Source organism: Kocuria sp. KH4 (assembly GCF_053711175.1).
The window spans coordinates 104,959-131,213 of record NZ_JBSJYX010000008.1; the positions used below are offsets into that span (position 1 = coordinate 104,959).

Annotated in this window: 20 protein-coding genes; 12 read left to right on the forward strand and 8 right to left on the reverse strand. The window is 74.5% G+C overall.

What is annotated here, in order from left to right; all coding sequences use genetic code 11:
• Nucleotides 1-8: 8 nt before the first annotated feature.
• The 4 genes from ACWCOM_RS08305 to ACWCOM_RS08320 are packed head-to-tail and all read right to left on the reverse strand — an operon-like array spanning nt 9 to nt 5,576.
• Nucleotides 9-3,530 (reverse strand): DUF3376 domain-containing protein, encoded by a 3,522-nt coding sequence (locus ACWCOM_RS08305; RefSeq protein WP_454548262.1) that lies wholly within the window; start codon nt 3,528-3,530, stop codon nt 9-11.
• A 7-nt stretch (nt 3,531-3,537) separates the two neighbouring features.
• Complete coding sequence (locus ACWCOM_RS08310) at nt 3,538-3,885, reverse strand: hypothetical protein (RefSeq protein ID WP_454548263.1); 348 nt, start codon at nt 3,883-3,885, stop codon at nt 3,538-3,540.
• A gap of 51 nt (nt 3,886-3,936) precedes the next feature.
• Nucleotides 3,937-4,923: a bile acid:sodium symporter family protein gene (locus ACWCOM_RS08315; protein ID WP_454548264.1), complete on the reverse strand. Its 987-nt coding sequence runs from the start codon at nt 4,921-4,923 to the stop codon at nt 3,937-3,939.
• Nucleotides 4,917-5,576 (reverse strand): MBL fold metallo-hydrolase, encoded by a 660-nt coding sequence (locus tag ACWCOM_RS08320; RefSeq protein ID WP_454548265.1) that lies wholly within the window; start codon nt 5,574-5,576, stop codon nt 4,917-4,919. The genes ACWCOM_RS08315 and ACWCOM_RS08320 overlap by 7 nt, the downstream gene beginning before the upstream one ends.
• Nucleotides 5,577-5,843: 267 nt before the next feature.
• Here ACWCOM_RS08320 and ACWCOM_RS08325 point away from each other — a divergent pair, with 267 nt between their 5' ends.
• From ACWCOM_RS08325 to secG, 12 genes are all read left to right on the forward strand, one after another.
• Entirely contained in the window at nt 5,844-6,449 is a 606-nt protein-coding gene (locus ACWCOM_RS08325) for a MarR family winged helix-turn-helix transcriptional regulator (protein WP_454548266.1), read from the forward strand.
• On the forward strand, nt 6,446-8,173 hold the full coding sequence (locus ACWCOM_RS08330; RefSeq protein ID WP_454548267.1) for an MDR family MFS transporter: 1,728 nt from the start codon (nt 6,446-6,448) through the stop codon (nt 8,171-8,173). Before ACWCOM_RS08325 ends, ACWCOM_RS08330 begins: the two co-directional genes overlap by 4 nt.
• A 44-nt stretch (nt 8,174-8,217) precedes the next feature.
• Complete coding sequence (gene uvrA / locus ACWCOM_RS08335) at nt 8,218-11,217, forward strand: excinuclease ABC subunit UvrA (protein ID WP_454548300.1); 3,000 nt, start codon at nt 8,218-8,220, stop codon at nt 11,215-11,217.
• On the forward strand, nt 11,214-11,909 hold the full coding sequence (locus ACWCOM_RS08340) for an HAD hydrolase-like protein (RefSeq protein WP_454548268.1): 696 nt from the start codon (nt 11,214-11,216) through the stop codon (nt 11,907-11,909). Before uvrA ends, ACWCOM_RS08340 begins: the two co-directional genes overlap by 4 nt.
• A 13-nt stretch (nt 11,910-11,922) precedes the next feature.
• Nucleotides 11,923-13,980: an excinuclease ABC subunit UvrC gene (gene uvrC / locus ACWCOM_RS08345; protein WP_454548269.1), complete on the forward strand. Its 2,058-nt coding sequence runs from the start codon at nt 11,923-11,925 to the stop codon at nt 13,978-13,980.
• Nucleotides 13,981-14,170: 190 nt separating this feature from the next.
• Nucleotides 14,171-15,100 (forward strand): RNase adapter RapZ, encoded by a 930-nt coding sequence (gene rapZ, locus ACWCOM_RS08350; RefSeq protein ID WP_454548270.1) that lies wholly within the window; start codon nt 14,171-14,173, stop codon nt 15,098-15,100.
• Between the two features lie 31 nt (nt 15,101-15,131).
• A complete protein-coding gene (locus tag ACWCOM_RS08355) occupies nt 15,132-16,193 on the forward strand; it encodes a gluconeogenesis factor YvcK family protein (protein WP_454548271.1) in 1,062 nt (353 codons plus the stop codon).
• A gap of 46 nt (nt 16,194-16,239) precedes the next feature.
• Nucleotides 16,240-17,220 carry a DNA-binding protein WhiA gene (whiA, locus tag ACWCOM_RS08360; protein WP_454548272.1) on the forward strand — a complete coding sequence of 327 codons (981 nt, stop codon included), beginning with the start codon at nt 16,240-16,242 and terminating at the stop codon, nt 17,218-17,220.
• 238 nt (nt 17,221-17,458) lie between these two features.
• Nucleotides 17,459-18,463 (forward strand): type I glyceraldehyde-3-phosphate dehydrogenase, encoded by a 1,005-nt coding sequence (gene gap / locus ACWCOM_RS08365; RefSeq protein WP_454548273.1) that lies wholly within the window; start codon nt 17,459-17,461, stop codon nt 18,461-18,463.
• Nucleotides 18,464-18,502: 39 nt separating this feature from the next.
• Nucleotides 18,503-19,726: a phosphoglycerate kinase gene (locus ACWCOM_RS08370; RefSeq protein ID WP_454548274.1), complete on the forward strand. Its 1,224-nt coding sequence runs from the start codon at nt 18,503-18,505 to the stop codon at nt 19,724-19,726.
• Nucleotides 19,727-19,841: 115 nt separating this feature from the next.
• The gene (gene tpiA / locus ACWCOM_RS08375; RefSeq protein WP_454548275.1) at nt 19,842-20,657 is read left to right on the forward strand and encodes a triose-phosphate isomerase; all 816 of its coding nucleotides are present in this window, start codon (nt 19,842-19,844) and stop codon (nt 20,655-20,657) included.
• Nucleotides 20,658-20,727: 70 nt separating this feature from the next.
• On the forward strand, nt 20,728-20,982 hold the full coding sequence (gene secG / locus ACWCOM_RS08380; protein ID WP_454548276.1) for a preprotein translocase subunit SecG: 255 nt from the start codon (nt 20,728-20,730) through the stop codon (nt 20,980-20,982).
• A 125-nt stretch (nt 20,983-21,107) separates the two neighbouring features.
• On the opposite strand, the gene pgl is transcribed toward secG, so the two are convergent.
• The 4 genes from pgl to ACWCOM_RS08400 all read right to left on the reverse strand — a co-directional run bounded on the left by pgl (nt 21,108) and on the right by ACWCOM_RS08400 (nt 26,241).
• Complete coding sequence (pgl, locus tag ACWCOM_RS08385) at nt 21,108-21,857, reverse strand: 6-phosphogluconolactonase (RefSeq protein WP_454548277.1); 750 nt, start codon at nt 21,855-21,857, stop codon at nt 21,108-21,110.
• Entirely contained in the window at nt 21,854-22,954 is a 1,101-nt protein-coding gene (locus tag ACWCOM_RS08390; protein ID WP_454548278.1) for a glucose-6-phosphate dehydrogenase assembly protein OpcA, read from the reverse strand. The genes pgl and ACWCOM_RS08390 overlap by 4 nt, the downstream gene beginning before the upstream one ends.
• Complete coding sequence (zwf, locus tag ACWCOM_RS08395) at nt 22,951-24,435, reverse strand: glucose-6-phosphate dehydrogenase (protein WP_454548279.1); 1,485 nt, start codon at nt 24,433-24,435, stop codon at nt 22,951-22,953. Before zwf ends, ACWCOM_RS08390 begins: the two co-directional genes overlap by 4 nt.
• A gap of 195 nt (nt 24,436-24,630) precedes the next feature.
• Nucleotides 24,631-26,241: a glucose-6-phosphate isomerase gene (locus ACWCOM_RS08400; protein WP_454548280.1), complete on the reverse strand. Its 1,611-nt coding sequence runs from the start codon at nt 26,239-26,241 to the stop codon at nt 24,631-24,633.
• Nucleotides 26,242-26,255: the final 14 nt, after the last annotated feature.

The window sequence follows — 26,255 nt, forward strand, 5'->3', positions numbered from 1 at the left end:
CCCCCAGCTTATCCGCGCTCCCCCCGGCCGCTGGGCGGGCGCAGCTCCTCCGAGCGCGCCCACGGGCGCAGCATCGGCTCCCGCGGGGCCCACCACAGCACCGCGGCCCAGCCGACCAGGGCCGCGGCGCACCCCGCCCCGGGCCGGTCGCTCAGCGCCCCGACGGCCCCCAGCGCCGCGGCCGCGGTGCCCGCGGCGGCGGCGGCCACCAGCGCGGCCCACCCCGGGCGCAGGAACCCGGCGAGGAGCAGGGCCCCGAGCACGGCGCCCGCGGCGGCCGCCACGAGCGGCGCCGCCCCGCCGGCGGGGCGGAGGGCCACCGGCCCCGCCCCGACCGCGCCGGCGAGCGCCCACCCGGCCACGGCGACCAGCACGACGCCGGCCGCGCGCACCACCTCGTCCCCGGGCTCCCGCCCCGGCACCCGCCGCGCCACGGCGGCGGCGCAGCGCTCGAGCGCCAGCACCCCCGCCAGCAGCAGCAGCACCAGCGCGGTCCGGCCGGCGGTCGCGGCGGCCCCCGCCGGGAGGAGCAGCGCGGCCGCGGCGACGCCGCAGCACCCCGCCCGGCGCAGGGCGGCGTCCCGGACGGCGACGGTCGGCGGCGCCCCACCGGCGGCCGCGAGGACGCGGGACCACCCCCGGTGCGCCCGGTGCGCCGTGCGCAGCAGGGACGCGGCCAGCAGCACGGCCCCGGCGCCGGCGAGGACGAACTCCCCGGCGCGGCCGGCCGGATCCGGGGTCCCGAGCAGTCCGAAGGCCCCGGCGGCGGCCACGAACGCGAGCGCGGCGCGGACCGGGGCGAGCAGCAGGGGGAGCAGGACGAGGACGGGCTGCCCCAGGAACAGCAGCAGCTCCCACACCCCGCGGGGCAGACCCGGGGTCCCGGCCAGGGCCCGGCCGAGCACCCGCAGCCCGCGGGAGGCCAGACCGATCCGGTAGCCCGGGGCGAGCCGGGCCGACCCGTCCGCCCCGGCGCCCACGGTGGTGAGGGCGTGCTGCCGGTCCCCGCCGCCGAGCTCGTCCAGCAGGCTCTCCTGCAGCGCGGCGGCGGCCTCCCGCGCCGGCCGGTGCGGTGCCGGTTCCGGCGCGGCCGGGACCGCGGTGCCGGCGCGGGGGTCCGTGGTGGCGCGGGGGCCCGTGGTGGGCCCGGGGCGTGCGGGCAGCGTGCGGAGGAAGTCCGCTGCACCGGCCGCGGCGTCGAGGCGGCCCCACCACCAGTCGTTGGCGCGCCAGTCGGCGGCGAGGAAGCCGCGGAAGTTGAACAGCCCGGCGCCGGCGAGCTTGTCCCGGGCGGGCAGCCGCCGGGCGTCGGGAGCCAGGAGCCGGCGCAGATCGTCGTCGGTGGCGCCGGGGCGCCCCGAGGCGTCGAGGGCACGCTGCAGCCGCTGCCGCGCCCACGCGTGCGGCAGCGGGCCGAGCGTCCGGGGACGGGCGGGCGCGCCGTCCCCGCGGATCTCCCCGTAGCGGATCCCGGAGACCGGCGTGGGGATCCCGGCCGCCGCCAGCAGCGGGGGCAGGTCCGCGGCGGCCGGCACCGGCCCGGAGACGGGGACGGCGGACCAGGGGGACTCGCGCCACAGGGTGGCCGGGTCCGGCGTGTCCCCGGGCGGTGCGCCGGGGCTGGCCTCCAGCTGCGCCCGGACGGCGGCGTGGGCGCCGCGCAGGGCGGCCACCGCGGCGTCGAGCTCCCGCCAGGCCTCCTCCCCGGCGCCGGGCGCCGGGGAGGAGCCGTCCAGCCAGACGGGCACCGCGGCCGTGACCGCGGTGCCCGGGTCCGCGCAGGCCTCCAGGACCGCCGCGAGCACGCCGTCCCGGGCGTGTCCGGCCGCGGCCAGCACCCGGTACGCGACCGCCCGGGCGAGCGCCGGGTCGACACCGCCCGGCGGGACGGGGCCGACTCCCGGGCCGAGCAGCAGGGACTCGAGGAAGCGCACCCACGCGAGCACGCAGGACGCGGCGTCGGCCAGCGCCTGCGGGCCGCGCAGCACGGCCGTGGCCCCCGGGGCCGTCAGCGGGCCGCGGGACAGGGCGTCGTAGCGCCCGGCGAGCTGCTGCCGCAGCGGCTCGAGCTCGGCGGCGCCGCGGGCGTGCACCTGACGGCGCCGCGGGAGTGTGGAGGCCAGCTGCCACTGCGCGGGCCGGGTCAGCAGCCGGGCCAGCAGCGCGGCGTCCGCCCGGGCCCGGTAGCGCACGTACGCCCGGCGCCGGTCCTCCCGCGCGGCGGCGTCCCAGGCGACGGGCAGGGCGGCGAGGGGGTGCAGCCGCCCGTCCGCGACCAGCCGGACGTCCCGGAGGTCGGCGAGGGCCAGGACCTCGTCCTCGCCGGTCTCCCGCCGGCGCAGCCGGGCGAGCGTGGCCCCGAGCGTGCGGGCCAGGCGCGGCAGGTCCGGGTCGCCGGCGCGGACCTCCGGCGGGGCGGGCGGGTCCGGGTCGAGGTAGAGCAGGCAGCGGTCGGCGTGCCGCAGCGAGGTCCGGGTGCCGGCGGCGGCGACGGCCCGGTCGATGGGGATGTTGTCGAAGACCCCGCCGTCGACCACCCGGAAGGGCAGCTCCTCCGGGTCGCGGTGGGCCGAGAAGGCGTGGCTGAGGTCCGGGCGGGGAAACCCGCCGAGCCGGCCCGCGGTCGGTGCCGACCACACGGCGGCGGGCTCGAACGCGCCGGGGAAGGACGACGTCGCCCGGGCCGCGTAGGCCAGACGGGCCAGGGAGGCGGCGCGGTGGCCGGCCTGCTCGGACGTCTCCGGGGGGCCGTCCCCGGGGGCCCCGGGGCGGGCGGGGACGTCGTTGCCCGGCGGGGGAGCGGGGCGGCCCGGCTCCGGGGAGGAGAAGTGGAACCCGCCGCGGCCCTCCGCCGTGCCCCCGTGGACGGAGGGGCCGCCGTCCAGCACGGTGGCGGACAGGTCCACGGACACGTGCTCGGCCACCAGGTCCGGGTGGTGCCGCGGGTCCCCGTGCACGGTGGCGAGCAGCTCCTGCACGCGCGGCCACAGGTAGGCGTCGCCCTGGAGCAGCGAGTCGACCGGCGCCCGCCCCAGGGGGCGCAGGAGCCGGCCCAGCGCCGCGTGCTCCTGCCACAGCAGGCCCAGGGCGCCCAGCCCGGTGCCGGCGCGCTGGGCCACGGCGTGCACCACGGCGTTCAGTCCGCCGGCACTGGCCCCGGCGAGGAGGTCGAACTCCACCCGGTCGTAGCCCGCGTCCGCGAGCAGCCCGGCGTACACCCGGGCGCGCTCGGCCGTGTGCGGGTCGGGCGCCGCGGACGGCTGCAGCAGCAGGGCGTGCAGCCCGCCCGCCGGGTCCCGGTGGAGCCGGATCCGGCGCAGCAGGTCCAGCTCCGCGACCGCCCCGCCGATCCACACCGCCAGGCTCACGCCGCCGCGCATGGCCAGGGCGATCCGGAGGGTGCGCCCGAAGGCGGGCGGCTGTCCCCCGGCGGCCTCGGCCACCCGGCGGTCGGGCGGCAGGACGGTCAGCCGCAGCCCGGTCCCCGGTGCACGTCCCTCCGGGGCCACCTCCGTCCGGGCGGCCGGCACGGCCTGATCACCCGGCACGGGCAGCGCCCGCTCGTGGGGGGCCGGGACAGTGGACGGGCGCCCGCCACAGCTCCTCGAGCAGCCGGCGGCCCCGGGGCCGGGAACCGGGCCGCTCGGCCACGCGCACCGGGGCGCTCCGGAACGGCACGGCGCCGAGGACGTGGCCTGCACCGGTCGGCGGGGTGACCGGGCTCAGGGCTCCGCCCGCCCGCGCGCATACGGCGACGAGGGCGTCGGCGCGGCGGACGCCCTCGAGGATCGTGGGGACGGACCGCACGGCGGCCGGGGCGGCATGCCGGCGCCCGCTCGTGCGCCCCGCGGTGGTGTCCGGTGCGCAGGGCGCGACGAAGGTCATGGACTCACGCTAGCCGACGGCGGCGGGCGGCCCGAGCCGGGGCGGCGATTCTCAGGATTCTGGGAGCCGGCGGGCGGCCCGGGCGTCGGCCCGGCGGCAGGCCAGGGCGAACACGGCCCCGGAGAGGTTGTGCCAGACGGAGAAGACCGCCCCGGGCAGGGCCGCCAGCGGGTTCAGGTACTGGGCGGCGAGGCCGGCGGCCAGGCCGGAGTTCTGCATGCCCACCTCCACCGCGATGGTGCGCCGCGCCGCGGGCGGCAGGCCCGTCAACGCGCCCACCAGGTGGCCCAGGAGCAGGCCGAGCACGTTGTGCAGGGCGACGGCCGCGAGCACGAGCAGTCCCGCCTCCACGATCCGGTCCGCGCTGGCCGAGACGACGATCGCCACGATGAGCGCGACGGCCGCGACGGAGACCCAGGGCAGGACGGGCAGCGCGCGCCGGACCACCCCGGGCAGCAGCAGCCGCACGGCCAGGCCCAGGACCACGGGCAGGAGCACGATCCGGGTGATCGACCACGCCATGGACCCGCCGTCCACCGGGAGGTACTGGCCGGCCAGCCAGAGGGTCAGCAGGGGCGTGAGCAGGGGAGCCAGCAGGGTGGAGATCGAGGTCATCGCCACCGACAGGGCCACGTCCCCCCGGGCGAGGTAGGACACCACGTTCGACGCGGTGCCGCCCGGGGCGCAGCCGACGAGGATCACGCCGGCCGCCAGCTCCGGGGGCAGGCGCAGCAGGAGCACGACGAGCAGCGCGAGGAGCGGCATCAGCACGTACTGGGCGGCCACGCCCAGCAGCACCGGCAGCGGGCGCCGGGCCACGAGGGCGAAGTCGACCGGCCGCAGGGTCAGGCCCATGCCGAACATGACCAGCCCGAGCAGGGGGTTGACCCACCCGGACAGCCCGCCCACCGCGCCGGGGGCCAGGGAGCCGACCAGCCCGCCGGCCAGGACCAGCAGGGGGAACAGCAGGACCGCGGCGTACGCGCCGCGGTCCGTCGAGGGGGTGTGCGCGTCGACGGCGGGCCCTGCCGTCACCATCCCCGGGCGCGCCACTCGTCCAACTGCGGCCGCTCGGCCCCCAGCGTGGTCGGCCGGCCGTGGCCCGGGTGGACGACCGTGTCGTCGTCGAAGCGGTCGAAGATCCGCTCGCTCACGTCGTCGAGGAGCTGCCGGAAGTCCTCCGGGCTGTTCGTCTTGCCGACGCCGCCGGGGAAGAGGGAGTCGCCGGAGAAGATGTGCGCCGGTCCCTGCGGGTCCCGGTACACCAGGGCGATCGAGCCGGGCGTGTGCCCGCGCAGGCCGATGACCTCCAGGTCGAAGCCGTCGAACTCCGCGGTGTCCCCGTCCTCGAAGGTGAGGTCCATCGGGACCGCGATGTCGGCCTCGTCGTCGGCGCCGCAGGCGGTCATCGCCTCGGAGCGGGAGCGGACCTCGTCCAGGGCGCGCACGTGGTCCCAGTGCGAGTGCGTGGTGATGATGAGCTGGAGGTTGCCGAAGGCCTGCGAGCAGTCGCTGTTGCCGGCGCCCACGAGGCCGGCGATGGCGCGGGGGTCGTCGGCGGCGTCGATGAGCACCTGGGTGCCCTCGTCCTTCGAGGTGAGGAGGTAGACGTTGTTGTCCATCTCGCTCACGGAGATCCGGCGAATCGTGACCTCGGCGAGGTCGGTGACCTCCGTCTTCGTTGCGATCATGAGGACGAAGGTACGCCGGAGTCCAGCGACTCGCCAGTCGGGCCCGTGCCGGGCCCGGGCGGGGGCGGGGCGTGACCGGAGCCACCCCGCCGGGCCTTGTGGGCGGCCGAGCATCCCGCGTATAGTTGCGTGCGGCAACAAATCATTCCGGGCGGTGGGCGCTCCGCGTCCGCGCCGCCGGCACGGACCCCGCGAGCGGCGGGGCCGGCGCGCCGCCCGCCGTCGTCGTTGCCCCCACCCTTCACCGAGATCGCGGAGGAGCCCCCGTTGCCCGTCTCCCACGACACCGCCGTGGAACTGGTGCGCGACCTGCTGGAGCTGCAGCGCGTCATGAAGCGCGTGACCAAGACCGACGCCGGTCAGCGCCAGCTCAACCCCACGGCGATCGCCCTGCTCTACTACCTCGACAGCACCGGCCCGCGCCGGGCCACCGTCATGGCCTCGGACACCGGGCTCGGCCCGTCGGGGCTGAGCCGCCAGCTGGCCGGCCTGGAGGAGGCGGGGCTGGTCGAGCGCACCCCGGACCCCGAGGACGGGCGGGCGGCCCTGGTCGCCATCACCGCGCGGGGGCGGGAGCAGGTCCGCGCCGCCGTGGAGCAGGACGCCCAGCGCCTGGCGGCCCGGCTCGTGGGCTGGGACGAGGACCAGGCCCGCACCAGCCGCGGCGCCATCAACGAGATCACCACCGTCTTCCTCGACTCCCTCGGCGCGGAGCGCACCACCTCCTGCCGGGAGGCCCGCAGACCCCCGCGCGCCGCGCCGGCCACCGCCGACCCGGAGCACGGCCGGGACCCCGACGGGGAGCACGCAGAGCACCCGGGGAGCCCACGGCCCCCGCAGCACCGACACCACGAGGAGGAGACCGCGAGATGACCGCACCCCAGCCAGCCGCCGCACCGGGCGGAGGAACCGGCGCGTCCCACCAGGACGTGCTCCGGGCCCTCACCGGCATCCTGTCCGTCTTCTTCATGGCGATGGTCACCCTCACCATCATCGGCACGGCCCTGCCGGTGATCATGGCCGACCTCGGCGGGGACCAGACCTCCCTCTCCTGGACGGTCACGGGTACCCTCCTGGCCAACGCCGCGACCACCCCCGTGTGGGGCAAGCTCGCCGACCTCTTCGACAAGAAGAAGCTGCTGCAGCTGTCCATCGTGATCTTCGTCCTCGGCTCCGCCATGGCCGGGCTGTCCCCGACCATCGAGTTCCTCATCCTGGCCCGCGTGGTCCAGGGCATCGCCATGGGCGGCATCATGGCCCTGGCCATGACCATCATGGGCACGATCATCCCGCCCCGCGAGCGCGGCCGCTACGCCGGGTACATGGGCGCCGTCATGGCCGTGGCCACCTCCGCCGGCCCGCTGCTGGGCGGCCTGATCGTCGACCTCTTCGGCTGGCGCTGGGTGTTCCTGATCCCGGCCCCGCTCGCGGTTCTCGCCGCGGTGCTGGTCCACCGCACGCTGCGGATCCCGCCGCAGGCCCCGCGGCGGGTGAGCATCGACTGGCTGGGCATCGCCCTGCTGATCGTCTCGGCCTCCGCGCTGCTGCTGTGGGTCTCCCTGGCCGGGCAGCCGGGCATGTTCGCGTGGGTGTCCGGGACCTCCGCGGCCCTCGCGGCGACCGCGCTCGTGGGCACCGTGCTGTTCGTGCTCGTCGAGCGGCGCGCCGCGGAGCCGGTCGTGCCCATCCGGGTGGTCACGGAGCGCACCACGGCGCTCGCGATCCTCGCGGCGATCGCCACCGGCGGGGCGATGTTCGCCTCGACCACCTACCTGGGCCAGTACTTCCAGCTCGGCCAGGGCTACAGCCCCACCATGGCCGGGGTGCTCATGCTCCCGCAGGTCTTCGGCTCGCTCGTGGGGGCCACGGTCGCCGGGCAGCTGATCACCCGCTACGGGCGGTGGAAGATCATCCTGGTGGTCGCCGCGGTGCTGATGTCCACGGGCCTGTTCCTGGCCTCGACCCTCACGCACGACACCCCGCTGTGGGCCGTGAGCGCGTTCATCCTGCTCGTGGGCCTGGGCATCGGCGCGCTGAACCAGAACCTCGTGCTGGCCGTGCAGAACACGGTGGGGCTCAAGGACATGGGAGCGGCCTCCTCCTCGGTCGCGTTCTTCCGCACCATGGGCGGGGCCGTGGCGGTCGCGGTCTTCGGCGCGCTGATGAGCTCGCACCTGGCCGCGGAGCTCGCCGCCCGCACCCGGGCCCAGGGCGGGGACCCCGCCGCCGTGGACTCCTCCACGATGGACCTGGAGGCGCTGCCCGCCGCCGTGGAGGGCATCGTGCGGGAGGCCTACGGCACGGGCACCGGGCTGGTCTTCCTGGTCGCCGCCCTGGCCTCCCTCGTGACGCTGCTGGCGGTGCTCCTGATCAAGGAGGTCCCGCTGCGCCGCACCGTGGACATCGTCGAGGTGGACCCGGCGACCGGCCAGCTCAAGGTCGTCACCCGCACCCTCGACGCCCGGGAGGTCCGGCGCCGGCAGCGCGAGGCCCGCTCCGCCGGGGACGGGCGCCCCGCGGCTCCGGACGCCGGGGGGAGCGCCGCCCCCGAGCGCCTGCGCGAGGACACCCCCACCGGCCCCGTGGACCGGGTGTGAAGCGCCCCACGGACCCCGTGGTCATGTCCGGGGCCGGTACTAGAGTGGAGGGCGTGTCTGAGCCGATCCCCACGTCCACCCTGGTCCTGAACCCCGCCGACGAGCCCTCCGAGCCCGGCGCGGGCGCCGCCTCCGCGGCCGTGACCCGGGCCACCCACAAGTCCGATCTCACCGAGATCGTGGTCCAGGGGGCGCGCGAGCACAACCTCGACAACGTCTCCCTGACCGTGCCGCGGGACGCGATGGTCGTGTTCACCGGGCTGTCCGGGTCGGGGAAGTCCTCCCTGGCGTTCGACACGATCTTCGCCGAGGGCCAGCGCCGGTACGTGGAGTCCCTGTCCTCCTACGCCCGGATGTTCCTGGGCCGGGTGGACAAGCCGGACGTCGACTTCATCGAGGGGCTGTCCCCGGCGGTGTCCATCGACCAGAAGTCCACCTCCCGCAACCCGCGCTCCACGGTCGGGACGATCACCGAGATCTACGACTACATGCGCCTGCTGTGGGCCCGCATCGGCCGGCCGCACTGCCCCGTGTGCGGGGAGCGGATCGAGAAGCAGACCCCGCAGCAGATCGTGGACCAGCTGCTGGAGATGCCGGAGAAGACCCGCTTCCAGGTCCTCGCCCCGGTGGTGCGGGAGCGCAAGGGCGAGTTCGCCGACCTGTTCCAGGAGCTCTCCACCAAGGGCTTCTCGCGCGCCACCGTGGACGGGGAGACCGTCCAGCTCTCGGACCCGCCCAAGCTCAAGAAGCAGTACAAGCACACCATCGAGGTCGTCGTCGACCGCCTCGTGGTCAAGGAGGGCATCCGCCAGCGCCTGACCGACTCCGTCGAGACGGCGCTGGGCCTCGCCGAGGGCCGCGTCGTCGTCGAGCTCGTGCCCCGCTCCGACGAGGAGATCGCCCACCCGCTGGAGCTGCGCCGGCCGTTCTCCGAGAACCTGGCCTGCCCCAACGAGCACCCGCTGCAGGCCGACGAGATCGAGCCCCGCTCCTTCTCCTTCAACGCCCCTTTCGGGGCGTGCCCGGAGTGCGACGGCATCGGCTCCCGGCTGGAGGTCGACGAGGACCTGGTGGTCCCCAACGCCGACCTCTCCCTGGTGGAGGGCGCCATCGCCCCGTGGTCGCTGGGCAAGGCGACCAGCGAGTACTGGAACCGGCTGCTCGCCGGGCTCGGCCAGGAGCTCGGCTTCGACCTCGTCACCCCCTGGGGCAAGCTGCCCGCCAAGGCGCGCAAGGCGATCCTCGAGGGCAAGGACTACCAGGTCACCGTGGCCTACCGGAACCGCTTCGGCCGGGAGCGGCGCTACACCCAAGGCTTCGAGGGCGTGATCGGCTACATCAAGCGCAAGCACGCCGAGACCGAGTCCGACCACGCCAAGGACCGCTACGAGCAGTACATGCGCCAGGTGGCCTGCCCCGCCTGTGACGGCGCGCGGCTGAACCCCACCATGCTCGCCGTGACGGTGGGCGGGAAGAACATCGCCGAGACCACCCGCATGCCCATGCGCGAGGCCCACGAGTTCTTCCGGGACCTGCAGCTGAGCGCCCGGGACGCGAAGATCGGCGACCAGGTGCTCCGGGAGATCCAGGCCCGCCTGACGTTCCTCGTGGACGTGGGCCTGGACTACCTCAACCTGGAGCGCGCCGCCGCGACGCTCTCCGGCGGCGAGGCCCAGCGCATCCGCCTGGCCACGCAGATCGGCGCCGGGCTCGTGGGGGTGCTCTACGTCCTCGACGAGCCCTCCATCGGCCTGCACCAGCGGGACAACCGCCGGCTCATCGAGACCCTCACCAAGCTGCGGGACATGGGCAACACCCTGATCGTGGTCGAGCACGACGAGGACACGATCCGCGAGGCCGACTGGATCGTGGACGTCGGCCCCGGGGCCGGCGAGCACGGCGGGCGCGTGGTGCACTCCGGGACCTACGACGAGCTGCTCGCCAACGAGCGGTCCATCACCGCCGACTACCTCTCCGGGCGCAAGGCCATCGCGGTGCCCGCCCGGCGGCGGCCGGTGGACCGCAAGCGCATGCTCAAGGTCGTGGGCGCGCGGGAGAACAACCTGCAGGGCATCGACGTGGCGTTCCCGCTCGGCGTGCTCACCGCGGTCACCGGGGTCTCCGGGTCCGGCAAGTCCACCCTGGTCAACGACATCCTCTACACGTCCCTGGCCAACACGCTCAACGGCGCCAAGCAGGTCCCGGGCCGGCACAAGCGGATCGACGGCGTGGACCAGCTGGACAAGGTCGTGCACGTGGACCAGAGCCCCATCGGCCGGACCCCGCGCTCCAACCCGGCGACCTACACCGGCGTGTTCGACCACATCCGCAAGCTCTTCGCCGAGACCCCCGAGGCGAAGGTGCGCGGCTACCAGGCGGGCCGGTTCTCCTTCAACGTCAAGGGCGGGCGCTGCGAGGCGTGCTCCGGCGACGGCACCATCAAGATCGAGATGAACTTCCTGCCCGACGTCTACGTCCCCTGCGAGGTGTGCAAGGGCGCCCGGTACAACCGGGAGACCCTCGAGGTGCACTACAAGGGCCGGACCATCGCCGAGGTGCTGGAGATGCCCATCGAGGAGGCCGCGGAGTTCTTCAAGGCCTTCGGCCCGATCGCCCGGCACCTGAACACCCTCGTGGACGTGGGCCTCGGCTACGTCCGCCTCGGCCAGCCCGCCACCACCCTGTCCGGCGGGGAGGCCCAGCGCGTGAAGCTGGCCGCGGAGCTGCAGAAGCGCTCCAACGGGCGCTCCATCTACGTGCTCGACGAGCCCACCACCGGCCTGCACTTCGAGGACATCCGCAAGCTGCTGCTCGTGCTGCAGGGCCTCGTCGAGAAGGGCAACACGGTGATGACCATCGAGCACAACCTCGACGTCATCAAGTCCGCCGACTGGATCGTGGACCTCGGCCCCGACGGCGGCTCCGGCGGCGGCCGGGTGATCGCCGAGGGCACCCCGGAGCAGGTGGCCCGCAACGCGGCCAGCCACACCGGCCGGTTCCTCGCCGAGATCCTCGGCGGGGAGACCGCGGGAGCGGCCCGATGACCGCGCCCGTGGTGCTCTGGGACCTCGACGGCACGCTGCTGGACCCGGCCGGGGCGATCACCGGGGGCATCGCCCGGGCCCTGGCCGAGCGCGGGCACGCCGTGCCCGAGGACCTGCGCCGCTTCGTGGGCCCGCCCGTGGGCTGGTCCCTGCGGGCGTACACCGACGTCCCGGAGGACGAGATCCCGCACGTGGTCGCCTCCTACCGGGCCCGCTACCGCACCGAGGGGCTCGCGCAGACCCGCGTCTACCCGGGGGTGGAGGAGCTCCTGGAGCGCCTCCACGGGGCCGGGGTGCGGATGGCCGTGGCCACCCAGAAGCCCGAGCCCACCGCGCAGCTGGCCGTCGACACGTTCGGGCTCGGCCGCTGGTTCGAGACCGTCTCGGGGGCCGCCGACGACGCCGCGGCCGCCCCGCGCGACGGAGCGGTCCACGACAAGCCCGCGATCATCGGCGAGGCCCTGCGCCGGCTCGGCGTGGACGCCCCGGACCCGGCCCGCACGGTGATGATCGGCGACCGCCGCTACGACGCCGAGGGCGCGCTCGCCCACGGCATCGACTGCCTCGGCGTGGCGTGGGGCTTCGCGGACGAGGACGAGCTCGGCACCGGCTTCGCCGCCGTGGCCGCGGACGCCGCCGAGCTCGGGGAGCTGCTGGCCCGGTACGTGCAGCCCGCGCCGACGGGCCGCTGAGGGGAGCCGGACCGTGGCCGATCCGGAGAGCTACCGCCCCGCCCGCCAGGACATCCCGACCGACCCGGGCGTCTACCGCTTCCGGGACGAGTACGGGCGCGTGGTCTACGTGGGCAAGGCGAAGAACCTGCGCAACCGGCTCAGCTCCTACTTCGCGCCCCTGCACGCCCTCAGCCCCAAGACCCGCGCCATGGTCACCACCGCGGCCGGGGTGGAGTGGACCGTGGTGGGCAGCGAGCTGGAGTCCCTGCAGCTCGAGTACACGTGGATCAAGGAGTTCAAGCCCCGGTTCAACATCGCCTACCGGGACGACAAGTCCTACCCCTACCTCGCCGTGACGATGTCCGAGACGGTGCCCCGCGCGCAGGTGGTGCGCGGGGAGAAGAAGAAGGGCAACCGCTACTTCGGCCCCTACTCCCAGGCCTGGGCGATCCGGGAGACGCTCGACGCCCTGCTGCGCGTCTTCCCGGTCCGCACGTGCTCCAAGGGCGTCTACCGCCGCGCAGAGCAGTCCGGGCGCCCGTGCCTGCTCGGCTACATCGACAAGTGCTCCGCGCCCTGCGTCGGCCGGATCTCCGAGGAGGACCACTACGCCCTCGCCGAGGACCTGTGCCGCTTCATGGCCGGGCAGGCCACCCCGTTCATCCGGGAGCTGCAGCGGCAGATGCAGGAGGCCGCCGCGGCGATGGACTTCGAGACCGCCGCCGCCCGCCGCGACGACGTCGCCGCCCTCGAGAAGGCCTTCGAGCGCAACGCCGTGGTGCTCTCCGACAGCACGGACGCGGACTTCTTCGCCCTCGCCGAGGACGAGCTCGAGGCCGCCGTGCAGGTCTTCCACGTGCGCGGCGGGCGCATCCGCGGCCAGCGCGGCTGGGTCACCGAGAAAGTGGAGGAGGCCGACGGCGGACGGCTGCTGGAGCAGCTGCTCGAGCAGGTCTACGGGGAGACGGCCGCGGAGGCCTCCGAGAGCGCCGCCCTCGCCGAGGCCGCGGCGCCGCCGGAGCCGCGCGGGTCCAAGCACCGGCCCGCCGCCGAGCTCGCCTACCGCGAGGACGCCATCCCGCGCACCGTGCTGCTGTCCGAGCCCGCCGACAGCGCCGACCGGCTCGAGGAGTGGCTCTCCGGGCTGCGCGGCTCCCGGGTGAGCATCGCGGTCCCGCAGCGGGGCGAGAAGGCCCACCTCATGGAGACGGTGCGGGAGAACGCCCGCCAGGCGCTGAAGCTGCACAAGTCCAAGCGCGCCGGGGACATCACCACCCGTTCCGCCTCGCTGCAGGAGCTGCAGGAGGCCCTGGGCATCCCGGTGCCGCTGATGCGCATCGAGTGCTACGACATCTCGCACGTGCAGGGCACCAACGTGGTCGCGTCCATGGTCGTGTTCGAGGACGGGCTGCCGCGCAAGGCCGACTACCGCAAGTTCTCCATCACCGGGGAGGCGGCCCGGGACGACACCGCCTCGATGTACGACGTCATCTCCCGCCGCTTCCGCCGCCACCTCGAGGAGAAGGCCCAGCGGGAGGCCGCCGGCCCCCGCACCGGACAGGTCGAGGCCGGGGCCGAGGCGCCGGAGCGGGCGCGGTTCGCGTACCCGCCCAGTCTCGTGGTGGTCGACGGTGGCCCGCCGCAGGTCGCCGCCGCGGCCCGGGCGCTGGCGGACCTCGGCATCGACGACGTCCACGTGGTCGGCCTCGCCAAGCGCCTGGAGGAGGTCTGGGTCCCGGACGACGAGTTCCCGGTGATCCTGCCGCGCGCCAGCCAGGGCCTGTTCCTGCTCCAGCGCATCCGCGACGAGGCCCACCGCTTCGCCATCACCTTCCACCGCAAGAAGCGCTCCTCCGCCATGACCGTCTCCGTGCTGGACGAGCTGCCCGGGGTGGGGCCGGCCAAGCAGAAGGCCCTGCTGAAGCACTTCGGATCGGTCAGGAAGCTCCGGGCGGCCCGGGTGGAGGAGATCGAGCAGGTGCCCGGGTTCGGGCGGGCGCTGTCCGAGAAGGTCGCCGCCGCGCTGCAGTCCCAGCAGGAGGACGCCGCGCCGGCGGTGAACATGACCACGGGCGAGGTGCTCTCCTGAGCCGGCGCCGCGCGTCGGGACGCCCGGTCCGGGGCGCGGACGCGGTTAGGCTGGAGCGGACCGCCGCGGGCACGGGCGGCGGGTCGCCGCACCGGACCGCGCGGCCCGGGACGGTGCGGGCCGGGACGGGACGTCCGGAGCAGGACACGTGAGGGCAGGTCGGAGCAGGACGACGGGAGACGGATCGGACATGAGCGAGCACACCGCCGGCACGGACACGGACGCGACCGCGGACGGGGCGGACCACACGAGGCCCACGAGCTCGGAGCTGCTCATCGTCACCGGCATGTCCGGGGCCGGGCGCAGTACCGCCGCCAACGCCCTGGAGGACCTCGGCTGGTACGTGGTCGACAACCTGCCCCCGCAGATGCTGCACACCCTCGCGGACCTCGTCTCCCGCACCCCGCAGGCCCTGCCCAAGCTGGCCGTGGTGATCGACGTCCGCGGCAAGGCCCTGTTCAACGACATGAAGGAGACGCTCGCGGCCCTGGAGGCCTCCGACGTCGACTTCTCCGTGCTGTTCCTGGACGCGGCCGACGAGGTGCTGGTCTCGCGCTACGAGCACCAGCGCCGGCCCCACCCCCTGCAGGCCGGGGGCCGCATCCTGGACGGGATCCGCGCGGAGCGGGCCCTGCTGACGGACCTGCGGGAGTCGGCGGACGTGGTGCTGGACACCTCCGGCTTCAACGTGCACGCGCTGTCCAAGGCCGTGGCCGACCTCTTCTCCACCAACGGGCCCGTGGTGCTGCGCCTGACGGTGCTCAGCTTCGGCTTCAAGTACGGGGTCCCGGCGGACGCGAACTACGTGGCCGACGTCCGCTTCATCCCCAACCCGCACTGGGTCCCGTCCCTGCGCCCGCGCACCGGCAAGGACCCCGAGGTGCGGGACTACGTCTTCCAGGACGAGGGGCCCCGGCAGTTCGTGGACCGGTTCGTCTCGATGCTGGAGCCGGTCTTCACGGGGTACCGTACGGAGAACAAGCACTACGCCACCATCGCGATCGGCTGCACGGGCGGGAAGCACCGCTCCGTGGCCGTCAGCGAGGAGGTGGCCCGCAGGCTCGCCAAGCTGCCGCTCGTGACCGTCAACATCCAGCACCGGGACGTGGGCCGGGAGTGACCGGCCAGCCCTGACCCCCTTTGGACCCTCGATGACCCTTCCCCCCACCGGCGCGTTCCCCCCGCTGCCGCCGAGCAGCCGCGCCGAGGCCGACCCGCACCACGCCCCCGACCCGCGGCGCCCCGGCGACGGGAGCCCCTCCGTGGTGGCCCTCGGCGGCGGGCACGGGCTCTCGGCCAACCTCGCCGCGCTGCGGCGCATCACCCCGCTGCTCACCGCCGTGGTGACGGTGGCCGACGACGGCGGGTCCTCCGGCCGGCTGCGCGACGAGCTCGGGGTCCTGCCGCCGGGGGACCTGCGGATGGCCCTCGCCGCCCTGTGCGACGACTCCGAGTGGGGCCGGACGTGGCGCGACGTCATGCAGCACCGCTTCAGCAGCGCCCCGGGCCGGGCCACGGCCCTGGACAACCACGCCCTGGGCAACCTGCTCATCGTCACGCTGTGGGAGCTGCTGGGGGACCCGGTGGCCGGCCTCGAGTGGGCGGGCGCCCGGCTGGGCGCCCGCGGCCGGGTGCTGCCGATGTCCACGCAGCCGCTGGTGATCGCCGGGGACGTGCCCGGCGCGGGGACGCCCGACCGCCCGGGGGGCCCGGGCACGGTCCGCACGATCACGGGGCAGGCGGTGCTCGCCAAGCAGGCCGACGTGGGCAACGTGCGCCTGGTCCCGCCCGACGCCCCGGCGTGCCCGCAGGCCGTGGAGGCCGTCGGGCTCGCGGACTGGGTGGTCCTGGGCCCGGGGTCCTGGCACACCTCCGTGCTGCCGCACCTGCTGCTGCCGCAGCTGCGCCGGGCGATCTGCGAGGCCCCGGCCCGCCGCTGCGTGACCCTGAACCTGTCCCCGGACACCGAGACCCAGGGCAAGACCGCGGCCGACCACCTGCGGGTCCTGCACACCTACTGCCCCGACCTGGCGCTCGACGTCGTGCTGGCCGACCCCTCGGCCACCGAGGACCGCGCCGACCTCGAGGCGGTCGCCGCGTCCCTGGGCGCCGAGGTCTTCTACGCCGACGTCCGGGCCCACCCCGGCACCGCCGTGCACAACACCCTCCGGCTCGCGGCCGCCTACCAGGAGATCTTCGAGCGCCACCGCTGAGCCCCCCGCACCCGCCCCCACCCAGCGTCCCCAGGAAAGGAACCGCGTGGCCCTGACGTCATCGGTCAAGGAAGAACTGTCCCGCCTCGAGATCAAGAAGTCCTCGGAACGGCGCGCCGAGCTCTCGGCCCTGCTGCGCTTCGCGGGCGGGCTGCACATCGTCTCGGGGCGCATCGTCGTCGAGGCGGAGGTGGACCTCGGCGCCACCGCCCGCCGGGCGCGCCGGACGATCGCCGAGGTGTTCGGCCACGAGAGCGAGATCGTGGTCGTCTCCGGCGGCGGACTGCGCCGCGGCAGCTCCTACGTGGTGCGCGTCGTCCAGGACGGGGAGGCCCTCGCCCGGCGCACCGGGCTGCTCGACTCGCGTGGGCGCCCGGTGCGGGGGCTGCCGCCGGCCGTGGTCAACGGGGCCGTGGCCGACGCCGAGGCCGTGCTGCGCGGGGCCTTCCTCGCCCACGGCTCCCTCACGGAGCCCGGCCGCTCCGCCGCGATGGAGTTCACCTGCCCCGGCCCCGAGGCGGCGCTGGCGCTGGTGGGCGCGGCCCGCCGGCTGGGGGTCCTCGCGAAGGCCCGCGAGGTCCGCGGGGTGGACCGCGTGGTCGTGCGCGACGGCGACGCGATCGCCGCCCTGCTCACCCGGATGGGCGCCCACCAGACGCTGCTGCAGTGGGAGGACCGCCGGATGCGCAAGGAGGTGCGCGCCACCGCCAACCGGCTCGCCAACTTCGACGACGCCAACCTCCGCCGCTCCGCCCAGGCCGCCGTCGCCGCCGGCGCCCGGGTCGAGCGGGCCCTGGAGATCCTCGGCGACGAGGTGCCCGAGCACCTGCGGCAGGCGGGGGAGCTGCGGCTGTCCAACAAGCAGGCGAGCCTGGACGAGCTCGGCCGGCTGGCCGACCCCCCGTTGACCAAGGACGCGGTCGCCGGGCGGATCCGCCGGCTGCTGGCCATGGCGGACCGCCGGGCCGAGGAACTGGGGGTTCCTGGCACGGACGCGGGGGTGACCGCGGACGCCGTGCCGTCCTGACGCCCGCCGCGGGTGCCCGGCAGCGGCCGGGCACCCCGGTCCGCACGGGGAGCCCCGCCCGGCAGGGGAATCTGCCTCTCCGTGGCTTTGCGACGGCCTGGATGCCGAAATGTGGTTTTATGTTGGTTTGAGGATGAATTTGGGTTGAATCTTTCATGACCCCAAGACAACCCATGGATAACCACGTAGAATGGAGGCGGTTCAACGATCCAGATCCCGACCAACACAGGAGAACCCAGTGACCATTCGAGTGGGAATCAACGGCTTCGGACGCATCGGACGCAACTTCCTCCGCGCGGCGCGCGAGCAGGGCAACAACATCGAGGTCGTCGCGGTGAACGACCTCACGGACCCGGAGACCCTGGTCCACCTCTTCAAGTACGACTCCATCATGGGCCGCTACCCCGGCGAGGTCGCCCTGAACGGCGACGGTATGACCGTCGACGGCCAGCAGATCACGTTCCTGGCCGAGCCCGACCCCGCGAAGCTGCCCTGGGGGGACCTGGGCGTGGACGTCGTCGTGGAGTCCACCGGCCGCTTCACCAACGGCAGCAAGGCCAAGGCGCACCTGGACGGCGGCGCCAAGAAGGTCGTCCTGTCCGCCCCGGGCAAGGAGATCGACGGCACGTTCGTGCCGGGCGTGAACCTGGACACCTACGACGCCGCGTCGATGGACATCGTCTCGGCGGCCTCCTGCACCACCAACTGCCTGGCCCCGATGGCCAAGGTGCTCAACGACGCCTTCGGCATCGAGCGCGGTCTGATGACCACCATCCACGCCTACACCGCGGACCAGAACCTGCAGGACGGTCCCCACAGCGACCTCCGCCGGGCCCGCGCCGCCGCCCTGAACATGGTCCCCACCACCACCGGCGCGGCCGCCGCCGTCGGCCTGGTGCTGCCGGAGCTCAAGGGCAAGCTGGACGGCTTCGCCGTGCGCGTGCCGGTCCCCACCGGCTCCGTGGTCGACCTGACCTTCGAGGCGTCGAAGGAGGTCACCGTCGAGGCCGTCAACGCCGCCATGAAGGAGGCCGCCGAGGGCTCCATGAAGGGCATCGTCAAGTACACGGAGGACCCCATCGTCTCCTCGGACATCCAGGGCGACAGCATCTCCACGATCTTCGACGCCCCGCTGACCAAGGTCATCGACAACCAGGTCAAGGTCATCGCCTGGTACGACAACGAGTGGGGCTACACCTCCCGGCTCGTCAACGTCGTCCAGCACGTCGGCGACCAGCTCTGAGCGGCGGCGGCGCGGCGGCCCCGGGGTAGGGTGAGTGGCATGGCTCATGCACTTGACGAACTGATCGCCGACGGCGTCGCCGGGCGCCGCGTCCTGGTCCGCTCGGACCTCAACGTCCCGCTGGACGGCTTCTCGGTGACCGACGACGGGCGCGTCCGCGCCTCGCTGCCGGTCATCGAGAAGCTCGCCCACGCCGGGGCGCGCGTCATCGTGATGGCGCACCTCGGCCGCCCGAAGGGACAGGTCGACCCGAAGTACTCGATCGCCCCCGCCGGGCAGCGTCTGGCCGACCTGGCCGACGTGCCGGTGCGGGTCGCCACCGACGTCGTCGGCCCGGACGCCCGGGACAAGGCCGGGGCCCTGGCCGACGGGGAGGTGCTGGTGCTCGAGAACGTGCGCTTCGACCCCCGCGAGACCGCCAAGGACGACGCCGAGCGCGGCGCCTTCGCCGACGAGCTCGCGGCCCTGACGGGCGAGGGCGGGGCCTACGTGGACGACGCCTTCGGGGCGGTGCACCGCAAGCACGCCTCCGTCTTCGACATCGCCCACCGGCTCCCGGCCTACCAGGGCGACCTCGTCAAGCGGGAGCTGGACGTGCTCACGAAGGTCGTCCAGGACCCCGAGCGGCCGTTCGTGGTCGTCATGGGCGGTTCCAAGGTCTCCGACAAGCTCGCCGTGATCGAGAACCTCATCGGCAAGGCCGACGCCCTGCTCATCGGCGGCGGCATGGTCTTCACGTTCCTGGCGGCCCAGGGCCACCGGGTGGGCGGGTCGCTGCTGGAGGAGGACCAGATCGACACCGTCAAGGGCTACCTCGAGAAGGCCGCCTCCGCCGGCACGGAGATCGTGCTGCCCGTGGACGTCGTGTACGCGGCGGCCTTCGCCGCCGACGCCCCGCACGAGACCCGTCCCGTGGAGGACATCGTGGGCGGCGAGATCGGGGCCACCGGCCTCGGCCTGGACATCGGCCCCGCCTCGGCGGCGCTGTTCGCCGAGCGGATCCGGGCCGCGCGGACCATTTTTTGGAACGGCCCCATGGGCGTGTTCGAGATGGACGCGTTCGCCGCCGGCACCCGCGAGGTGGCGGAGGCCATCGTCGCCGCGGACGCCATGAGCGTGATCGGCGGCGGCGACTCCGCCTCGGCCGTGCGCAACCTGGGCTTCCGCGACGACCAGTTCGGCCACATCTCCACCGGCGGCGGCGCCTCCCTCGAGTTCATCGAGGGCAAGGAGCTGCCCGGGGTCGTCGCCCTCGGCGCCTGACCCGCACGCACCACCGCGGAAGGGCACCCCGGACGGCCGGGGTGCCCTTCCGCCCCAGCGCACCACTGCCGACCCGCACGACGAGCGGCGCCCCCGCCGCGGACAGGAGTTCCCGATGACCTCGCAGACCAACGGACAGTTCGACCGCACGCCGCTGATCGCCGGCAACTGGAAGATGAACATGGACCACGCGCAGGCCATCACGCTGCTGCAGAAGCTCGCGTGGACCCTGGACGACGCCAAGCACGACTACTCCCGCGCCGAGGTGGCGGTCTTCCCGCCGTTCACCGACCTGCGCTCGGTGCAGAGCCTCGTCGACGGTGACGAGCTGAGCGTGGTCTACGGCGCCCAGGACCTTTCCGACAAGGACTCCGGCGCCTACACCGGCGACATCTCCGGGCAGTTCCTGGCCAAGCTCGGCTGCACCTACGTGCTCGTGGGCCACTCGGAGCGCCGCACGATCCACGGCGAGACCGACGAGCAGTGCAACGCCAAGATCGGCGCCGCCCACCGCCACGGCCTCGTGCCGGTGCTGTGCGTGGGCGAGGGCCTGGAGGTCCGCCAGGCCGGGGAGCACGTCGCGTTCACCCTCGAGCAGCTGCGCGGCTCCATCGCCGGTCTGGAGGCGGAGCGGGTGGCCGAGCTCGTCGTGGCCTACGAGCCCGTCTGGGCCATCGGCACCGGCGAGGTCGCCGGCCCCGGCGACGCCCAGGAGATGGCCGCGGCCATCCGCGCGGAGCTCGCCGGGCTCTACGACGAGGCGACCGCGGCGAAGACCCGCATCCTCTACGGCGGCTCCGCGAAGGCCGCCAACGCCGGGGCGATCCTGCAGGGCAAGGACGTGGACGGCGTGCTGGTCGGCGGCGCCAGCCTGGACGCCGAGGAGTTTGCTAGCATTGCCAGGTTCGAGCAGCACCTCGTGACCGACTGATCACGACCCCCTGACCGTCCGCGCCCCGCCCGGCGCGGCTGCTCGACGGACACCCCGAGGGAAGGCCCCAGTGGAAATTCTGCAGACCGTGCTCCTGGCGATCATCGTGATCACCAGCCTCCTGGCCGTCCTGCTCGTGCTCCTGAACAAGGGCAAGGGCGGTGGGCTCTCCGACATGTTCGGCGGCGGGATGACCCAGTCGCTCAACACCTCCGGGGTGGCCCAGAAGAACCTCATCCGGCTCACCACCGGCACCGCCGTGGTGTGGGCGCTGTCCATCGCCGCGTACGCGCTGACCATGCGCTTCACCGAGGTCGCCGCCTGATCCTCTCGCGCACCGGCTGACGCGCTCCGCGCACGACCGACCCCGGGCTCCCGGGACGGCCACGGCATCCCGTGGCCGCCCCGGGAGCCCGGGGTCCGTCGTGTCCGCGCCGGGTCGTCCGCGGCTCAGCCGCCGAGCGCGTCCTCCGTCACGAGCAGCAGCGTCTCCTCGGTCCCGCGGACCCCGGCGCCGGGGGTGCGCTGCAGCGGGGCGCCGGCCCGCACGGCCGCCACGGCCTCCGCCTTGTCCGCCCCGGCCACCAGGAACCAGACCCGCCGCGCCGCGTTGACGAGCGGCAGGCTCATGCTGATCCGGTCCGGCGGGGGCTTGGGGGAGTCGTGCACCGCGACCACGGTGGCCTCGGTGCCGTGGACGTGCGGCAGACCGGGGAACAGGGACGCCACGTGGCCGTCCGGCCCCAGGCCCAGCAGGGAGAGGTCGAAGACCGGAAAGGCCTCCGTGCGCTGCTCCGCGTCGGCCGCGGCGGCGAGCTCGCGCCGGTAGTCGAGGGCGGCGTCCTCCGCCGTGGCGAACTCGTCGGCGCTGCCCATGTAGTGCACCCGGTCCGGGTCCAGGGCCAGCGCGCCGCCGAGGGCCTCCACGGCCTGCACGCAGTTGCGCTCGGGGCTGTCCTCGGCCACGAACCGCTCGTCCGACCACCACACGTTCACGCGCGACCACTCGACGTCCGTGCGGCGGGGCGAGGCGCCCAGCGCGGCGAGCACGGCGGCGCCCATGCTGCCGCCCGTGAGGACGACCGTGGCCTCCCCGCGCTCCTCCTGGGCCTCCACGAGGACGGCCAGGGCCCGCTCGGCGCTCCGCGCGGCGAGCGTGTCCTTGTCCGGGTGGGGGACCGTCTCGGCCGCGGGGCTCATGCGCGGTCCTCCCCGGGGGCGGCGGCGGCGACCGGCGCGGCCGGCGCCGCGGCGGTGCCGGAGTCCGCGGGGTCGGCCGGTGCCGGGGGTGCGTCCGGGTCGGCGCGGCCCCCGCCGTGGTCGGCCAGGAACCGTGCCGCCCCGGGCGCCAGCTCCCCGGCGGTGTCGACGATCCGGGCGACCCGCACGTCCCGCAGACCGGTGGTCAGCACCTCGCCGTACACCTCGTCGGGGTCCAGCCGGCGCAGCTCCTCGGCGATGCAGGCGTTGAGGTCCCGCACGGGCATGGCGATCTGCTGGTCCGGCTGGCCCGGCTGGCGCAGCATCGCCACGGACCGGCCGGGCCGCTCGAGCACGATCTCGCCGTCGTCGCGCACCAGGGTGACGCGGTCCAGGCGGCGGGGGCCGGGGTTGTTCACGAACGTCACCTCGGCGTCGAGCCGGGTGCCCAGCCACGTGCCCAGCAGCACCACGCTGGGGGAGCGGCCGCAGCCCTCGACGACGACCTCGCGCACGGGCGCGGGATCGGCCTGGTCGAGGACCGCCGCGAGCTGGATCCGCCAGTTGGTGACCCGCGTCCAGGCGAGGTCGGTGTCACCCGGGACGTACCGCCGGTGCAGCTCCGCGAGGGTCTCGTAGGCGTCGTCGCTGCGCGCGGAGTCCATGATCCGGCGGTGGGCGATCCCGGCGATCGAGGACGTGTGCGGAGAGGGCGGCGGCACGGTGTGCGGCCACCAGGCGACGATGGGCGCGTCCGGCAGCAGCAGCGCCGAGAACAGGGTCTCGGTGGGCTCGGCCAGCTCGCCGTAGCCGTGCAGCACGATCACCTCCGAGGCCCCGGCGTCCCCGCCCATGCGCAGCTGGGCGTCCAGCCGGGTCTCCTCCGAGGAGGAGTGCGCCACGTGCATGAGGATCCGGCAGGGGTGCTCGTGGCTGGCGAAGTTCGCCGCCTCCAGCGCGGCCTCCGAGTGCCCGGCCTGGGCGAGGATCACGAGCGTGAGCACCCGGCCCAGCGTCACGACACCGTGCTGGTCCCTCAGCTGGCTCAGCTTCTTGTCGATGGCCGAGGTGGTGGTGTTCTCCATCGAAACGATCACGGTCGCCTCCAGACGCGTCCGTCGCGGGCCAGCAGCTCGTCGGCGGCGTCGGGTCCCCAGGACCCCGGCGCGTACGGCTCCGGCTTGATCTCCTGCTCCGTCCAGCACTCCTCGAAGGGGTCGAGGATGCGCCAGGACAGCTCGACCTCCTCGTGGTCCGGGAACAGCGGGGGTTCCCCGAGCAGCACGTCGAGGATGAGCCGCTCGTAGGCCTCGGGGCTGGACTCCGTGAACGAGTGGCCGTAGCCGAAGTCCATGGTGACGTCGCGGATCTCCGACTGCGTCCCGGGCACCTTGGAGCCCAGCCGGATGGTCACGCCCTCGTCGGGCTGGATCCGGATCACGATGACGTTCTGCCCGAGCGCCTCGTGCCCGTTGTCCCCGAACAGCAGGTTGGGGGAGTTCTTGAACTGCACCGCGATCTCGGTGACGCGCCGGCCCAGGCGCTTGCCGGCGCGCAGGTAGAACGGCACGCCCGCCCAGCGGCGGTTGTTGATCTCCAGGCGCAGCGCCGCGTAGGTCTCGGTGCGCGAGTCGTCCGGGATGTCCTGCTCCTGGTGGAAGGCCCGCACGCGCTGCCCGCCCTGCAGCCCGGCCTCGTACTGGCCGAGCGCCGAGGCCGCCGCCAGGTCCTCCGGGACCACGACGGAGGCGAGCACCTTGGCCTTCTCCGCGCGCATGTGGTGGGCCTGGAAGGACAGCGGTTCCTCCATGGTGGTCAGGGCCAGCAGCTGCAGGAGGTGGTTCTGGATGACGTCGCGGGCCGCGCCCACGCCGTCGTAGTAGCCCGCGCGGGAGCCGATGCCGATGTCCTCGGCCATGGTGATCTGCACGTGGTCCACGTACCGGGAGTTCCACAGCGGCTCGAACATCTGGTTGGCGAAGCGCAGGGCCAGGATGTTCTGCACCGTCTCCTTGCCCAGGTAGTGGTCGATGCGGAACACCGAGTCGGCCGGGAACACCCGCTCGACGATGGCGTTGAGCTCGGCCGCGGAGGCGAGGTCGTGGCCGAAGGGCTTCTCGATCACCACGCGGCGCCACCCGGCGGCGTTCTCGTGCTGGGCGAGCCCGTGGTCGGCGAGCTGCTGGCACACCGTCTCGAACGCCTTGGGCGGGATGGAGAGGTAGAAGGCGTGGTTGCCGCGCGTCCCGGCGTGGACGTCGAGCTCCTCGAGGGTCGCCTTGAGCGCCTCGTAGGCCTTGTCCTCGTCGAACTCCCCGCGCACGAACCGCACCCCGGAGGAGAACTGGCGCCACACGTCCTCCTGGAAGGGGGTGCGGGCGTGGGCCTCGACGGACTCCCGCACGACCTCGCGGAACTGCTCGTGGGACCAGTCGCGGCGGCCGAACCCGACGAGCGCGAACGACGGCGGCAGCAGCCCCCGGTTCACGAGGTCGTACATCGCCGGCAGCAGCTTCTTCTTCGCGAGGTCGCCGGTCACGCCGAAGAGCACGAGCGCCGACGGGGCGGCGACCCGCACGAGCCGTCTGTCCCTCGGGTCCCGCAGAGGATTGCGGGCATTGTTGTCTAGCAACGGTACTCCTTCACGTCTTTGCGGGCCCGCGGGCGGGCGCCGCCCTCGAGCTCCTCCACGCACAACGGCCGGCGCGGGGCGTCCCGCGCCGACCGTGGCGTCCTCCCATTCTAGGACAGCGTCGCGGGTCGCCCCGCCCGGCTACCGGCCGAGGGACTCGACCGCCTGCCGCAGCCGCGCCACGCCCTCGGCGCGGTCGGTGAGCCGCAGCCGCAGCACCGGGCGGCCGTGGTCGGCGAGGACCTGGGCGTCCCCGTCGGCCTGCGCGGAGATCAGCTCGCCGAAGCTGAACGGGCTGTCCGGGATGTCCAGGTCCGTCCCCGAGGCGGCGGTGATCTGCAGGTACACGCCCTCGGCCGGGCCGCCCTTGTGGTACTGGCCGGTGGAGTGCAGGAACCGCGGGCCCCACCCGAAGGTGACGGGCCGGCCCGTGGCCCGGGCGAGGAGCGGGCGGACGTCCTCCAGGTCCGCCCAGGTCAGCCGGTCGAAGTAGGCCTGCACGGACAGGTAGCCGGTCTCCGGCAGCTGGGCGAGCAGCCGGCCGAGGGCGTCCTCGACCGTGCGGGTGCCGTCGAGCAGCTCCTGCGCGCCGCGGATCTCCACCGGCCCGTCGACGACGTCGGCCGGCGTCGGCTGCGGCTTGTCCGCGAGCAGCGCCCGCGTCGCGTTCTTGGCCGACTCCACGTCCGGCTGGTCGTACGGGTTGATGCCGAGCAGGCGCCCGGCGACCGCGGTGGCGACCTCCCACAGCATCAGCTGCGAGCCGAGGGACCCGGCCACCCGGACGACGTCGCCCTGCGGCGCCTCCTCGGCGTCCTCGGCGACGAGCTCCACCCCGAGGACGTCGGCCGCGCCGGTCTCCGGGGCGTCGCCGGTGCCGACGACGACGGGCAGCACGCCCTTGCCCTCCTTGCCCGTGGACTCCGCGATCAGCTGCTCCGCCCAGTCGGCGAACCCGGCGATCCCGGAGCCGAGGTCCCGGAACACCAGCTTGTTGCGCAGGGGCTCCGTGCCGCCCAGGGCCGCCCCCAGGTGCAGGGCGGGGTTGTCCTCGGCGTCCTCGCGCAGCACCTCGGCGGCCTCGTCGGCGTCGTCCAGCAGCGCCTCCACGTCCACCCCGGCCAGGCCGGAGGGGACCAGCCCGAACGCGGTGAGCGCGGAGAAGCGCCCGCCCACGGTCGGGTCCGCGGTGAAGACGCGGCGGTAGCCGGCCTCCCGGGCCGAGGACTCCATGGGGGAGCCGGGGTCGGTGACCACGACGATGCGCGAGGCGGCGTCGATCCCGGCCTCCGCGAACGCGCGGGCGAAGACGCGGCGGGCCGAGTCCGTCTCCACGGTGGAGCCGGACTTCGAGGAGACCACGATCGCGGTCCGCTCCAGCCGGTCGGCCAGGGCCGCGCCCACCATCTCCGGGTCCGTGGAGTCGAGCACGAACAGCTCGACGCCCGCGGTGCGGGTGATCACCTCGGGGGCGAGCGAGGACCCGCCCATGCCGGCGAGGACGAAGCGGTCCACCCCCTCGGCGGCGAACTCCTCGCGCAGGGCCGTGATCTCGGCGACCAGCGGCTGGGAGACCTCGGCCGCGGCCACCCAGCCCAGCCGCTTGGCGGACTCCTCCTCGGCCGCGGGACCCCACAGCGTGGGGTCCTGGGCGAAGAGCTTCGAGGCGAACCCGTCGCCCACGAGCGCGGGGACGTGCCGGTCGACGGCCTCGCGGGCCGCGCCGGAGGTCTGGACGGACAGGGAACTCATGGGTCTCCTTCTTC